The sequence below is a fragment of the Streptomyces sp. 1222.5 genome (assembly GCF_900105245.1).
In the GTDB taxonomy this organism is placed as follows: Bacteria; Actinomycetota; Actinomycetes; order Streptomycetales; family Streptomycetaceae; genus Streptomyces; species Streptomyces albidocamelliae.
Map to the genome: position 1 here is coordinate 3,076,048 of NZ_FNSZ01000001.1, position 15,223 is coordinate 3,091,270.

Consider the following 15,223-nt stretch of genomic DNA (forward strand, 5'->3'; position numbering starts at 1 on the left):
ACCGATCACGCACGCGTGTGTCTCGCTGCACCCCTACGAGCCTCAGCCACGCTACCGGCTCCGTCGACCAGAGCAAGTCACGACAGCTGACCCGTGATAACAGCGCGTAAGTCCTCAGCGCTGTCATAACAGGGAAGAAGGGGGAAAGCGGGATAGGAATTCAAATCATACTGAATCTACAGAAAAACCCTTCCCCTCTCAGAAACTCTTCGTACGTATCGACAACAGGGCCGGAAATGATTCTCCGAACCGCGTATTCCTTAGCTTGAGCAGGGCTCTGAAGCGGCACGGCATCCCAAACGCGATCGGCAACGTAGGCCAGCCTAACGGACACCTCGTCAAATTGCTCAAGACCAATAGTCGGATTTCTCTGTTTACTTGCCCTGCGAAGCGCACCCTCAGTGAAGCCCCGACTGGAATAAATTATTCCTCGCTCGACACCCAGGTCTAGTAGCTTGCCAACGAACCCATCGACAGTTTCGATCGTGACCCTGCGCCCACGGCGCTTGGCCTCGACGACGAGACGGGTTGGTGATCCCGCAAACGTCCCCTCAACCAGTACATCAATTTGCCTTCCCACCTCACTAAGCAATCCCTTGATCTTCGCATTGTGTGTAACCGATGCGCTCTCTTCTAAGGTGCCCACCAACTCCTTAATTCGCTTCTCGTACGCAAGCCAAAGAGCTTCTCTATCTGGTTTAGGCTGAACTTGTCGGGTCCGTCGAACTGTCACAGCTCTCCCTTAGCCAGTTCCGGTGTCATCTCGTTGCCCTACCCAATCGTCGATCCTCACTTCGTGAGGCCGTCGACGGTCTCCAACGCTTCCTATCGACCGCGGACCTCGAAGGTTCACTGATCGTGTTTCACTCCGCCAGGCAAGCTAGCAGGGGGGACTGACAGCGGGATAGGGGAGGGGAGTTGCAGGAAATCACCTGCCGAAGCCTCACCGCTGCCATTCGCTCAGGTCAGCATCCAGACCGGCGGCTGGTGATCGCAGCTTCCCAAGGCGAGAGGCGGCACTCAGGCGTCGATGTCCCTCTCGACCGCATCGAGAGGGACATCGACGTAAGACATGCGCCGGATGTACTGACCGCGTGCGCGTGGGGCCCCGGGTGCCGCCTGCCATGCGCTCTCCCCTGCGTCTGCACAGGCACGCACGCTGGTTATCGACAGGTGAGCCGGACTGCCGGGGGTGGACGGTGGGCGAGTGGAAGCAAGGGAAGTGCGGTTGGCCAACGGCAGCTGGCGGTCGCTGCCAGAACGAGACAGTCAAGGGCACATCGCGCTGCTACCGCCACCAAGGTGACTGGACGAAGCGCGGCCAAGCCGAGCTGAAGAAGAGGGCGAGCAAGCGCCACAAGAAGTGGGCCGGAGCCGCGGTGAGTGTCTAACTGCGTGACAATGCCGACGAACACCGGCGGAGGAGCGCGACCCTCTATGGACCATCAGCGCAGGCGCGACGCGCAGCAGCCCAAGACAGCACCCCCGTCCCAGTTGCTTCGGGAGCAAGCGGTCCATGGGCAAAGTGCGGCTCTCCCGCACCCCATGCACCCAGCTCTCTGGCGTAGAACAGCCGTCTGCAGCCATGCTGAACTAAAGGTTGTCCCGTATGAGGTGTGAGTTATCCAGTGAGAGCCAGGTTGTGCAGCCGGGCGATGCCGAGCATGGCCTGGTGAACTCCGTCGCCTTTGAGCCGGCAGTCCCGCAGGATCTTCCAGTATTTCAACCGCGACAGGGCGTGTTCCACGCGCGCTCGTGCCCGGCGATGGACGGCGTTCTCTGCCTCCTGCGACGGGCTGAGGTGGCTCTGGCCTCGTCGTTTGCGGTGCGGGATGAGGAGGCCAGTGCCTTGGTAGCCGCCGGCGGCGAGGGTCGGGGCGCCGCGGCAAACCCGATCGATGCCGGACTCGGCGAAGGCCCGGCAGTCGTTGCGGCTGCCGGGCAGCGGGAGACCGATGGCCACGACCAGGCGGCTGTTGGCGTCGATGACGACCTGCAGGTTGGTCGAGTACCGGTAGTTCTTGCTGGATGCGGCGACACCGCGGTCGCGGGTGGGTACCAGGGTGCCGTCGACGATGTAGACGGTGTCCTTGCGGGGCCGACGCGCGGGCGAGATGGCCAGCAGCGGTGCGAGATGGCTGCACCGGGTCGCACGAGCTCCGGTTTCTTCTCGTGACTCGCCCCGGTGGCCTGGGCGGGTGAAGTCCCAGAGCCCGTCGTGCCGAACTCCTTGGTGTCACCATCGACAGGCCTGTCGGTCACCCCACCGTTGCGGGCCGTATCTTCCGTCTTATTCGTGTGCGATCTTGGATGCGACGCCCGTCGAGCGTAAAGGTGAAGCTAGCGTTCGTCTGTGTGCCGCCAACTGCAGGAATGAGACCGCGCCCTCAGGGTTGAGGAAAAGAACGCGCTGCTGGCCGCTATGGTCCAACCTCTGGCGAGCGCCAACCGCGGCGCAGCGGTGCAGCCCAATGAAACGAGTGCACTGCGTGGGCTGGGGGTGACATTCCGACGTTGATGAAGGGCGTACCTCTCCTCACCTGGGCGGAAGCAACGGCGTCAGGAACCGGCTCGGCTCACCGTGCCAGGTGATGGCGAGTGCGTCACGGGGACGGGTCGCCGCGACGAAGAGCAGCGAGCGCGCCCGGTGCAGCTCTCGCTGATGACGGCTCGGATCCGTGTGTTCCCAAGCGTCTACGGAAGCGCGGGGAACGAGCCCCTCGGCCACCCCGGCGATGATCAGGCAGCGGTACTCCAGTCCCTTGAAGCGGTACATGGTGCCGATGTGGACGCCCTGGTCGCCGCGCGGCCCATCCGGTGTGATTTCCGTCGGCGTGATGCCGCGGCGGGCGAGGCGGTCGGCCAGTTGGGTGACCATGTCGTTGGTCGGGACGCAGATGGCCGTGGACTCGCGGGGGACGTCGTGCCAGGCCCGCAGCTGCTCCACGACGAGATCCATCTCCTCGTCCCAGCTCCGGGCGCCGCGCAGCGAAGGGGGCCGACCATGGAGGACCGATCGGTATCCAGCGAGTGTGTCGACGTCGCCGTCGAGGTCGTCGTAGTCGACGTCGTCCAGGACCCGGACGGCGGCCCGGAGGATTTCCCGGGTCGTGCGGTAGCTGAGGGTCAGTCGGGAGGAACGGCCGCGGATGTGGACGCCCAGGCTGCCGAGGGTGACCTGGTTGTCGTAGATCCGCTGGTGGGTGTCGCCGACCAGGAAGATGTCGTCGGGGGCGGCGGGCGCCATGGCGCGCAGCATCTTCCAGTGGGCGGGGCTGAGGTCCTGGGCCTCGTCGACCACGATGTGCCGGTAGCGGTGGTTCAGCCGGGCACCGGAGCCAGCCTCGACGTGGCGGTTCTCAGGACCGCCGCGTTCCTCGCGTTCCTCCGACAGCCGGTCGATCCTGGCCCGGCGGGCGGTCTCCAGCCGTGCGGCGCGCTCCGCGACCTGCCGGTGTGTCTCCAGTCCCTTGGTCTCCAGACGCTGGGTGAAGCGTTCGGCGAGCTGCCAGATGCCGGCACGTTCGACGCGGGTGACGCTGCGGCCTCGCCCGGCCCGCCGGACGGTGAAGTACTCGCTCCTGGACGTCACCGCCTGGCCGAGGATCACCTGGTTCCACTCGTCGCTGAGGAACTCGGCGCTCCAGCGGGTCTCCCCGGCCTCCACCAGCAGCGCCCGCCACTCGCGCAGCGCGGCCGTGTCGTCGATCCGCCGCTTCGCGTTACCCGGGTCGGCCTCGCTGACGATGCGGGTGGCGAGCTGGTCGACATGGGTGATGTCGACGCGGGCCAGCACCTCGGGTCCGCCGAGGGAGAGCAGCCGGGACCGCAGGTCCGCGGCGAGGTTCCGGTTGAACGTGGTGAGCAGGACGGGCCTGGTGCGGCCGGGCGGGAGCTGTCGCACCAGATGGCACACGCGGTGGAGGGCGACGATCGTCTTGCCCGTCCCCGGGCCGCCGCCGACCCGCGCGGGGCCCAAGTAGCGCCGGTGGACCAGCTTCTCCTGGGTGGGGTGCAGGAAGACCTTCCAGCGTCCGAAGTCGCCCTCCTCCAGGATGCTCTGCAGTGATTCGTCGTCGGTGATCACCACGGTCTGGGAGCGGTCGAGCGCCGCCTGCCAGTCGTCGGTGTCGAGGTTCTTCTCCGGCTCGGTCACGGCGACGGGCGCGGTGACCAGTTCCATGACCTCCTGGTACGGGACGCCGTCGCGCAGCCGGAGGAGGACTTCCCCGGTGTGGCGGGGGGCGTATTCGGCGAGACCGAGCAGTTCGTCGTCCGTGGTGAGCTTCCGGACGAGCGGGATGAGCGGCCCGGCGACGCCGAGGTCCGCGAGCTGCTCGTCGGTGTACGCGGCGAAGAGGGGCTTATCCGCAGGCTCCGGTACGCCCGAAGGCCCCTGCGCGTCCGCATGCTCCGGCGTGAGTTCACGGCGGAGCGCGCCCTCCTCGACGACCTGGAGGTCGACGTACTCGATGGCGCCGGTGATGTGGTTGATGCCGTAGTTGAACCGGTCCAGGTTCTGGTGGACGTGGCTGCGGTGCTTGACCGAGACGAGCAGCCAGTCGTCGCCGCCGAGGCGGATCATCAGGGCCCGCCACTCCCGGTTGACGCGCGCCGACCAGAGCCGGTCGTGGCCTTCCAACTGCTTGAGCTGGAACCCGGGGGCATCGGGGTTGCGGCGGAAGTCGTGCTGGAACTTGTAGAACGCCCCGAGGACCGCGCGGTCCAGCCTGACGATTTCCTTGTCGGCCTTGTCGAGCAGGCGCAGGGTCACGCCCGTCCTCGGCGTGCCGGTGACCGTCATCGCTCGTTCTCCTCGTGCTCGTTCGTCGCCCCGGGTGCGTCGCCGTTCACCAGCCGGGCGAGTTCGTCGGCGTCCCATTCCGTCGCGGTACGGACCTGCCAGCCCGCCTCCCGGTAGGCCCGGTCCCGTTGTTCGGCGTCGATGTCCCGTCCGGTCACCGGGTCCGGACGGTGTGCGAGGACGACGCCTACGCGCGGGGCGGGCCAGGCGAGTTCGGCGGGCCAGGCGGCTGCTCCCAGCTCGTAGCCGGCCTCCGGCGCGGGCAGACCCCGGTCGGCGAGCTCCCCGGCGAGTGCGGACAGCCCGGGATCGTCGACGAGGAACTCGACGACCTCGTCCCAGGCCGGATCGCGTACGGCCGCGGGGGCCTGCTCGGCGGCGCCCGCTCGGTCCGTTTCCGGCACCGGCCCGTGCGCCACCGCTTCGTCCGCCTGGCGCTGCGAGGTGAGCCATCCGGCTCCCCCGGTGACCGCCAGTTCAGCCGGGTCGAATCCGGGCAGCAGGCCCGTCGTGAGCTGAACTCCGTCCCCCTCGCCCGCGTCGAGGAACTGGAGCAGGTTGCTCCAGTACAGCCATGCCTGCCAGCGCCTGCGATGGGCGGCCTCGTCCGCCGCGGCCGTGTCCGTGTCGTCGTCGAGTACGGTCAGCGCCGTCCAGACCGCCCCGGTCTGTCCCCGGCGCAGGTCGAGCACGATGGTGAGCGGGCATCCCGATGTGTCCCGGGTCGCCATGACCTGGACGGCGCCGTGTCCCCCGGAGAGCCGCCGCCCGTGCAGCGCCTCGCCGATCCTGCGTGCGATGTCCTCGCCGTCGGCCAGGGCCCTGCTGGTCGCCGACACGGCGGCGAAGCCGGCGAGCGTGCTCTGGGTGCGCCGCCGCCACAGGCCGGGGTCGGGGTCGGTGAGGTAGCCGATCAGTGTGTCCACCGGGTTGGCCCACATCAGGCGTGGCAGGTCGCGGGTGTCTCCGGCGTGCATGCGCCGGTGGACGTCCATGGCGGCCTTCTGCGCCGTGTTCGGGTACGGCTTCCACGCGGGGTCGGCGGGCGGCCTGGCCTGCCCGGTCCAGGCCCGTACGTCGTCCCAGGTGAGCTGGAAGACCTGCCAGCCCTCGGTGCGCAGCCGGGTTCGCTTGGCCGTGTCCTCCTCGGCGGTGAGGTGCGCGGGGCTCGCGTGGTAGCGGTACCCGTCGAGGTAGACGGCGACGCGGCGGTCGTCGTCGGTGCTGCGGAAGACCACGTCCGGCCGGGTGAAGCCGAGCGGGGTCTGGGTCTCCATCCGCCATCCGCGGACGGTGCCGTCGGGCGCGGTGAAGCGCAGGGTGGTGTCCCTGGTGCCGTCGGCGGTGAGCGCGGTGCGGACGCTGACGTCGTCCACCTGCTCGGCCCACTCCAGCAGCCCGCGCCGGAAGAGTGCCTCCAGTTCGCTCTCCACCTGGAGGACCAGGGTGATGTCCCGCGTGGTGGCGACCGGTTCGACGCTCCACCCGTCGGCGGTCCGGCCCAACAGGTCTCCCAGCATGTCCAGGGCGTGCTCGCGGGAGACCAGTTCGTACTCGCTGTCGGTGACGTGCCGCAGCAGGCAGCGGTGGCAGGCGGTCCGGCCCTGCGTCACGCACACGCAGGTCTCGACGACCTCGCGCGCGGCCTCCAGGACGCCCTTGAGTCCGTCCCGGTCGGCGAGGCGGTGCAGATACCCCGTGCCGCCGGGGAGGGTGTCGTAGAGCACCAGAAAGTGGCGGCGGTGCGCGGCCTCGCCGCCCTCGTCGGGCATGGAGTCGGTGACGACGGCGAGGTGGTCGGGGTCGCCGCCGTAGCTGCGGGCGATCCCGGCCAGCAGCAGCGCCTTGAAGGACGCGAGGCGTTCCTGGGTGTAGGCGGTGACGGCGGGGATGAGGATGCGCAGCGCGTCGGTGCGCAGTTCGTGGGCGAGCAGGACCCGTTCGCCCCGTCGGGCGGTGGCGGCATCGGCGCGCCGCCTGGGGCACCAGGGCCGGTGGTACCTGGCGGTCGCGGACGTGTCGCCCGCGTCGTGCGCGGCGGGTCCGCCGTCCGGGTCGGCGAAGCCGCACGCGTCGCACACCCAGAAGGGGTTGAGGCGGATCTCCCGTCCGGCGAAGGCCGTGTCGGTGCCGCCGTCCACCCGGGTGGCTCCGACGTTGATGTGGCGGATGTGCGCCTGGCGGGTGAACTCCCAGCCGAAGGTGACGTGTTGGTGTTTCCAGGCCTGTTCGACATCGCGCGCGTCGATGTCGACGGCGGGGACGACGGTGTAGTGCCGTCGCTCCCGTTCGTCGCTGTCGTCGCGTACGCGGACGTCGTCGCGTTCGTCCCGGGAGGTGACGCGGCGCGGTACGAGCACCTTGTGCAGGCAGCCGACGTCTCCGATGGCCGCGGAGCGGCAGCGGGGGCAGAGTGAGGCGTCCTGTTCGGCCCGGTGGGTGCGGACATGACCGCAGTCGGGGCAGATCCGCCACCAGAGCCAGGCCGGGCGGCCGGGGCTGCCGATGTCCAGTCCGGTGACGCGGTGCTTGTAGCCCTGCGCGTAGTAGTGGTTGCCGGGCGCGAGCTCGGTGAGGGCGAGGCGGGCGGGACGACGGTGGGGGATGGTCTTGTTGTGGTTCTCGCGCCGGCCGTCGGCGGTCTTCTCGGTCCAGGTGAGAGTGGCTTCGAGTTCGGTGGCGGAGTCGATCAGGCTGTAGTTGGGCAGCAGACCGAGATCGACGAGCGCGCCGTGCGCGGTGGTACGGGCGATGTCGCGGGCGACGCGTGACACGTCCCGGCGTTCGGCACGCAGTTCGCGGCCCTGCCGTTCGTGGTCGGGGTCGCCGGCGACGAGCAGTCCGTGCGCCCGGTCGATGGCCTCGGTCCGGCGCTGGAGTTCGGCGCGGCGGTCCTCCCAGCGTCGGCGCGCCGATTCCAGGGCACCGCCGAGTCCCTCCTCGCCCGGGTCGGTGGCGTAGGCGACGAGGGCCGCGCGGGCCTGCGGGTCGACGCCGGTGCCACGGGTCTCGTCGTACGACGGGAAGAGGTCCAGGAAGTCCCGTACGAGCCGGGGGCCGTCGGCGAGGGCGGCTTCGGTGAACTCGGCCTGCCAGGCCGAGGTCCCGAACAGCTCGGTGGCGCGTGCCGGCAGCGGCCGCAAGGGCGTCCCGTCGGGAGCGGTGAGCCGTCCGGCGCCCGCGAGGTCGAGGAGGTGGGCCAGGTACTGGCGGCGCAGGATCTCGGCGGCGGACAGGTAGCAGCCGGGCGGCAGGACGTCCCCGGCGATCATGAGCCGGGGTTCCTCGAGGTAGTAGCGGTCGCGCGGGCCCCGGTCGACCATGGTCAGCAGGTAGGCGTTGCCGGTGGCGCGGCCCGCCCGTCCGACGCGCTGGATGTAGTTGGCCGGGGCCTTGGGCAGGGAGGCCAGGACGACGGCGGAGAGGTCGCCGATGTCGATGCCGAGTTCGAGGGTGGGGGTGCAGGACAGCACCTGCGGGTTGGCGTAGTGGACGTCGGTGCCGTCGCGGAACGCCTTCTCCACCGCCTCGCGCCGGGCGCGACTGAGGGCGCCGGTGTGCTCGGCGGTGTTGATGGTGAAGACACCGGCCTCGCGGTACATGCGCCGGTAGAAGTCGTCGGTGAAGTCCCGCTGGCGGAGCCCGCTGTCCAGGTCGCGGCCGGTGTTCAGGATGCCGTCGCAGCGGTAGCGGGGGCAGGGCAGGCCGTGCCACTGGTCGGCGAGGTCGGGATGGACGGTCTGTTCCCAGAAGCACTGCGGACAGTGCGCGGTGGCGTCGGGAACGGTGTCGTCGGCGAGTTTGCGGACCTGGATGTGGCCGGGCTGGAGTCCGTAGACGCGGGTGGCGCCGTCGAGCGCGGTGCGTACGGAGACGACGCCCAGGTCGGCGAGCGCGGGCAGCAGCCGGGTCAGGAAGGCGCCGGCCGTGTCCGGTCGCAGGCCGAGGGAGCGTACGGCCCAGTCCTGGTACCAGCCGAGGCGGCCGGTGAGTACGTCGAAGTCCTCGCTGCCCTGTTTGGGGGTGCCGAGCAGGAAGGCGGGCGCGGACACGCCCCGGGGGAAGGCGGGCATCCCGGTCTCGCGCCCGCCCCAGATCGCCCATCGGCGTACTCCGGCCTGGTCCAGCCAGGGGTCCAGCCAGGCGTGCCGGACGGCGCCCCGGATGCGCATGCGTTCCAGCAGACCGCGCACGAATCCGACGTACTGGTCGGGCCCGGGGACCGACCCGTCCGCGAAGGCGATCTCTCCGGGTGTGGTGAGCAGGAGCTCTCGCACGAGGTCCGCCACGGCATCGGGGTCCGTCAGGGGCACGTCGGCGGCGACCGTGCGGGTGAGCTCCAGGGTGCGGCCCTGCCGGGACCGCAGGCCGAACTCCATGACGGTGGCGAACGCCAGGCGCTGCGCGATCAGTTCCCACGTGGGCCGGGAGCCGCGGCTGCGGCCGGACAGCAGCGTGTCCACGCCGCGCACCGGGTGCAGGTCCGGCGGGATGACGGCGGCCTGCACGGCCTTGCTGTCGACGACGTCCTCTATCAGGTCGGCGGCCAGGTCGTTCAGGGTGATCGGTTCGTTCTCGTCGATGCGGCTGGCGAGGAGGGCGCGCAGCGAGAACGTGTAGGAGCGGCTGGCGACGTATCCGGCGCGGTGGGCGGCGTCCTGGACGGAGTCGTTGAAGAGGAGAGTCTTGTTCTCCTTGAGGTTCCTGTCGAGTTCGCCGCCGGTGAAGAGCTGGGTGATGGCGGCGGCGGCGAGCGCGGCGAGGCCGGTGCCGAGGTAGCGGATGGAGTTGGCGGTGTGGCAGGCGGGGCACTGGTCGCGTTCGGCGGCCCGGTCGCCCGCGAGGTCGGCGTGGACGAACGCGGCGTTGTGCAGGGCCCGTGGCCGACGCGGCCCGTCCGCGCCTTCCGGACCCTCCGCGTCGATGAAGTCGGTCTCGGGCGACAGGGGCCGCAGCCGTCCGCCGCTGCCTTCCAGGACCATGACGGTGGATCCGCCGCGCCGGCGCTCGGGCCCGGCCCCGTAGGCCGCCTGGTGCACCTCCCGCGGGGTCGCGGCGATCATGTTGCGCACCCGCCGTTTGTCGCGCCCGACCGAGGCGCGGCGGATCTTCGTGGCGTTCAGGTCGAGTTCGGCGGGGTCGACCTCCGGTGAGTACGCGGCCCAGCCGGAGCGTCCGCACTCGCGGCAGAACACGGCCGGCAGAAAGACCTCGGCGGGCGGCGGTGCGCTGTCGTCGGCGGGTACGGCGCTCTGTCCGGCGGCGTCGAGCGGAACGGCCGGCTCCTCCCCGTCGTACGGGGAGCGCTGGGCGGCCGGGCCCGGGTCCTTGCGGGCCAGGGCCCCGCGGGAGGTCACCCGTTCGTCGTCCCAGCGGAACTCGGCGCGCGCCACGCCGATGCCGCGCAGCACGCGGGAGACGGAGCGCACCCAGTGGTGGATCTCGATGGACAGCAAAGGCCGTCCAGGGTGCTCCGGGTCGCGGGCGTACGACAGGAGGGCGACGTAGCGGGCGAGGGCGCGGGCGGCGAGACGCGGGCGCTGCTGTACAGCCACGCCCCAGTGGTAGGCGTAGCGGGGCAGTACCTCGGTGATCTCGGCGAGGGTCTTCGGGGTGCCGTCGAGGATCTCCAGGACGGCCGCGGTCAGCCGGTGCCGACGCAGCACGGCCCCGAGGTCCTCGGGACTCGGTCCGCTCAGGCGGGTGAACCTGGCCACGAGGTCGTCCATGGCACCCGCGTCACGGGTGGGGTCGCCGAGAGCGTCGACCTCCTCGGGCGAGGGGAACGGCAGACTGAAATCGCTCTCGCCGGTGAAGTCCTTGGTGGAGCGCCGGTCCTCGCCCACGACCGCGTCGGGCGGGAACGGTACGCCGAAGACCTGCTCGGCGACTTCCCTCATTCCCACTCGGCCGCTGCCGGCGCCGTTCTCGCCGAGTGTGGCGGAGGTGGCGACGGGGCAGACCGGCCCCAGTGGGCGGCCTGGTTCGGCGTGCCCGGTGACCGACCCCAGGCGGCGCAGCAGCATCGCGACGTCCGTGCCCTGGGCGCCGTCGTAGGTGTGGAACTCGTCGAGGACGACGTACGCGAGCGCCGGGTCCTGCCACAGCCGCCGGTCCTCGGGCCGCTGGAGGAGCAGGTCGAGCATCTTGTAGTTGGTGATCAGGATGTCCGGTACGGCGCGCCGGATCTCGTCCCGGTCGACGGTGATCGTCGGGTTGGCCTGCTTGAACTCCTGCGACGGTGTGTCGCCGATGTAGAGCGCGGCCCGTACGCCCGCATCGCGCAGCCGGGTGTCCTTGGGGTCACCGAGCCGCTCGCCGATGCGGTGGGCCTGGTCGGTGGCGAGCGCGTTCATGGGGTAGAGCAGGATCGCTTTGACGCCCTCCCGGCCGGCCTGCCGTGCGCGGTAGCAGTGGTCGATCAGCGGAATCAGGAACGACTCGGTCTTCCCGGACCCGGTGCCGGTGGTGACGAGGGTGGGCCGCGCCGGACCGTGCAGCGTGGACAGCCGTTCCCAGGCCCGCTCCTGGTGCCGGTACGGGGTCAGGTCGGGGTACCAGGTCAGATGCCGCTTCCAGTCCGTGCCGTCGGCGGTCCGGAAGGGTGTGCGGACGCGGAGGTAGGGCCCCCGGAAGATGCCGTCCTCGGGGTCGCCGAGGAAGTTCTCCAGGGCCCGGCGCGTGCTCTCGTCGGCCAGCGCGTACGTCGTCGCGAGGTACTGGCTCAGACTGTCCCGTACCTGGTCGGCGGCGAGGGTGGGACGCACGCGCGGTCCTCCTTTTGTGCTGGTGGGGCCGGTGGGCGGCCGTTCACCGGTCTACGGTAACGGGGGCGGCCGTCCGGCTCCGGCCCGGATCACTTGCCGAGTTTCCGTCCGACGTACGCGATGCGCAGGGTGCGCTCCTCGTGGAGCAGCCGGAAGTGCATCCGGCCCGGCGACGGCAGGAAGTCGCAGTGCCAGTCGAAAAGCTCGTCCTTGCCATCGTCGTCGGGGAACCAGCACAGACGCCGACGGGACTCGAACTCGGTGCGGACGTAGGAACGCCACTGGGGGCAGATGGGCTGCCGGGCCGGATCCCAGTCGCTGACGGCGTCCTGGAGTTCTCCGAGCCGCTCGCCCACCGGCCGCACCCACACCTCGGGAAGTGCGGCGAAGTGCTGCTCGGAGAGCCGGGTGAACTGGAGGAGCGGGAACAGGTCCGACTTCAGGCTCCACAGTTCGGTGCCGGAGCGCAGGCCTTCGACAGCCTTCTGCCGGGCGGAGTTCGCTCCGCGCCGGATCCACGGCAGGTGGGTGTCGACGTGCTCGGCGCGTGCGGCGTGCCGCACCTCGGCCTCGGTAAGCTCCGCACCCGCGTCTCCGTCCCCGCCGTCGAGCAGTTCCTCGCGTTCAAGGGTGAGCCGGTCCGCGTCCCAGCGCGTTTCCAGAGGCAGGGAGACACCTATGCCGCCCAGCTCATGCGCCCAGCCCAACCCTTCCACGACCTCACCGCCGTGCCGGTATTCGAGGCCGGAATAGGTCTCGCCCTTGGGAAAGACAGTCCTGAAAGGCGACTTGTCATCGAGTTCTTTCAGCCGCCCCCGTGCGTCCCTGTCGGTTCCCGGGGCGCCCATCCACTTGCTGATCGAGTGTCCCTGAGCGAGCTGTAACACCAGCAGGCTGTCCGCGTGGGTGATCAGCGCCGTGCCCTTCCGGTCCGCACGGGCCATGGCGAGTATGGCCGCGACCATCTCGTTCATGGCACGGTTGACCCGGTCCGGGTCGGCTGTGGTCCCGCAGGACCTCTCGTTCAGAAACAGGTGCGGCATGTGTCCCCCTCCGCCACGATCCGTGTGCCGGCCGCTCCGTGTGCGGTGTCAGCCGATGAGCTGGTCAAGCGTGTTCTCGAACTCGTCGAAGAAACCGGTGGGCCACTGGTCGAGCTTGCCGTCCCCGTTGACCTGCGGGCTGACGACCTCCACGCCGGTGCCGTCACCACGGAAGTAGTGGAACACCGCCTGGCTGGGCGTGATCCGCCCCCTCTTCACTGCGAGCCGCACCCCGTTGAGGACGTGGTCGCTGTGCGTCTCCATGATCACCTGAGCGCCCTGCGCGGCGGTCGCCGCGGCCAGCTCCGCCATCCGGGTCTGCCCCATCGGGTGGAGGTGTGCCTCCGGGTTCTCCAGGAGGACCAGGGAGCCGGGCCGGGCGGTGAGGCAGGCGACCACGATCGGTAGGACGTAGGTGAGGCCGAATCCGACGTTGCTGGGACGGCGGCGCTTAGTGGCGCCGAGCGATCCCTGGAACCCGTACGAGAGGCTCACCGCATCGGCGCCCTTGATGGCGTCCGCCTGGATGTCCACGCCGGGGCAGAGGTCACCCATCCAGGCGGCGACCTGGTCGCGCAGCAGGTCGGACCCGGTCCCCGGATGACGCAGCGGGCCCGCCGGGACCGTGTCATCGGCGTGGATGCGCAAAAAGTTGACGGTGTGTTCGCCGCGTACGCCGAGGAAGCCGCGGCCCATGACGGCGTGATGGTCGCGCGGGTAGAACTCGGCGGGCGAGATCCGGTCGGCGTGCAGGTACTGGAAGGGGGCGGTGAGGAACGAAGGAGTCACGGCCTCGGGTCCGGTGGGCGCGGCGGCTCCCTCCGAGGTGAGCGGCGACTCCACGTCCCGCAGCGGCAGCAGGTTCTGCTCTGCCTCGTACGCGACGGTCCAGCCGTAGTGGTACGGCCCCTCGTCCACGCCGAGTCCGATCAGCGGCTCGTCCTCCGTGAAGTCCTCGTGCAGGACGTCCTCTCCGGTGCCGAGGCCGACAAGTTCGCCGTTGAGCAGGAAGCCCTGGTTTCCGACCTCCCCCTGGAATCCGACCGCTCGCGCCTCATGCAGGAGCGAGGAGACGTCGAGGTCGCCCGCCTCGTACGACTGGCGCAGCAGGGCGATCGACTGCAGAACGCTGCTCTTGCCGGACGAGTTGAGTCCGGTGAGGAGGGTGAGGGGGCCCAGCGGCAGTGACGCGTCCTGGAACGCCTTGAAGTTGTGCAGCGTCAGACGGTCGATCACTGTTCTGCCACCCCTCGGAACAGTCGTGCCATTGCATTGAATCTGGTGCGGATCTTCGTCGGGCCCCCTGTGCCCACGGAGATCGACCGGTCGAAGTCCCAGTCGCCCATGAGCTGGACGAACCCGGCGATCACCTTCTCCCGAGACGCTACCAGCCTGGCCCGCTCCTGATCATCGAGAAGCGCGAGTTGGACGGAGATCGTCTCGAACAGTGCCTTGTTGATGGCGGGTGAACTGCGCTTGCCTCCACGCCACTTGCGGAAGGCATGGTCAAGGAACAGGTCCCGCGCGCACCGCATGGCCACCCGGAACTCCCGTGCCAACTGTTCGCGGCGCTCGTCGGTGAGCGCGTTGACCTTGTACATCGCATCGATGAGGAACTTGTCGAAGTCCTTCTCCTCGTGCCTGGCCGGATTCGTGAGACGGAAGGCGAGGAAGCGGAGCACCATCTCCCGGTCGGCCATCCGTTCGTTGGACACGCTCCATCGGGTGGCTTCGCCGAACGCCGGGTCCTCGGCCAGGTCGGCGAGGAACTCCCGGACCGGCCCCCGCACCAGCGCGTGCCGCAATTCCTGCGGCTCCAGCGGCACACCACCGGTGTTGATCCGGGAGAACACGTTGTACCTGACGGCCTCTGGGGTGCCCTGCTGCAGGATGTGGACGGTGAGCTGGGTCTCGCGCAGCCGAATCTTCAACCGTCCGGTCAGGTCCTGGTACGTGCTGCCATCGAACCTCCACAGGTAGTCCAGGCTCCGGAGGGTCAGCGGGCCGAGGTTGGTCAGCCCCGGCTCCATGAACCGGGCGATGGCGGTGAGCCGCTGGACGCCGTCCACCACGGCCCATTTGTCCTCATCGTCCTGGGCCATGTGGAAGTTGGAGATCGGGATGCGCAGCAGCAGCGACTCGATTAGACGGCTCTGCGCGCGGTCGCTCCAGATCCCGGCCCGGCGCTGGAAGTCCGGCGCGAGGTCGATCATGCCTTCCCGCAGCCGGGACAGCAGCAGGTCCACCGTGGTGGTCTCTGTGTGGATCTTGATGCTGTCGGGCCGGAACGGGGCCGAGACGCCGTCAGCGTCGCTGTACTCCTCGCCGTCCCCGCCCTCCTCGTCGTCCGGGAGTTCCAGCTCCACGCCGGTCGGCCGGCCGTCGGACCCGATTTCGAGGGGCGCCCCCAGCGGCAGGAGGAGCGCGTCCGGCTCGTCGACGTCCCCCGCCACGGCGTACCCCCGGACTCCTGCCTCCCGGTTTCGTCCGACACCCCGGCCGTCGGCGCTGCCCTCCAGGTCCGTCATGGTCCCCGCTACCCTCCGCCGCCACTCAATGCCGTTCCCGGCCCAGCCTATAGACGGGACTTACGGCATGTCAGCGCGACG

General features: G+C 69.6%; 6 protein-coding genes and 1 pseudogene. All 7 read right to left on the minus strand.

The features are described from left to right. Window positions 1–160 precede the first annotated feature (160 nt). Window positions 161–646: a restriction endonuclease gene (locus BLW57_RS13715; RefSeq protein ID WP_176985572.1), complete on the minus strand. Its 486-nt coding sequence runs from the start codon at window positions 644–646 to the stop codon at window positions 161–163. A gap of 975 nt (window positions 647–1,621) precedes the next feature. Further along, a pseudogene (locus tag BLW57_RS13725) lies at window positions 1,622–2,137 on the minus strand (transposase); the annotation flags it as partial. A 399-nt stretch (window positions 2,138–2,536) separates the two neighbouring features. Next, window positions 2,537–4,804, minus strand: a complete 2,268-nt coding sequence (locus BLW57_RS13730; RefSeq protein WP_093474721.1) for a UvrD-helicase domain-containing protein — start codon at window positions 4,802–4,804, stop codon at window positions 2,537–2,539. Beyond that, on the minus strand, window positions 4,801–11,571 hold the full coding sequence (locus BLW57_RS13735; protein ID WP_093474723.1) for a DEAD/DEAH box helicase: 6,771 nt from the start codon (window positions 11,569–11,571) through the stop codon (window positions 4,801–4,803). The genes BLW57_RS13730 and BLW57_RS13735 overlap by 4 nt, the downstream gene beginning before the upstream one ends. Window positions 11,572–11,660: 89 nt before the next feature. Beyond that, window positions 11,661–12,614 (minus strand): hypothetical protein, encoded by a 954-nt coding sequence (locus BLW57_RS13740; protein WP_093474724.1) that lies wholly within the window; start codon window positions 12,612–12,614, stop codon window positions 11,661–11,663. Between the two features lie 48 nt (window positions 12,615–12,662). Continuing rightward, entirely contained in the window at window positions 12,663–13,850 is a 1,188-nt protein-coding gene (locus BLW57_RS13745; RefSeq protein ID WP_093474726.1) for an AAA family ATPase, read from the minus strand. Then, a complete protein-coding gene (locus tag BLW57_RS13750) occupies window positions 13,847–15,142 on the minus strand; it encodes a DUF262 domain-containing protein (RefSeq protein WP_093474727.1) in 1,296 nt (431 codons plus the stop codon). The genes BLW57_RS13745 and BLW57_RS13750 overlap by 4 nt, the downstream gene beginning before the upstream one ends. Between the last annotated feature and the right edge of the window lie 81 nt (window positions 15,143–15,223).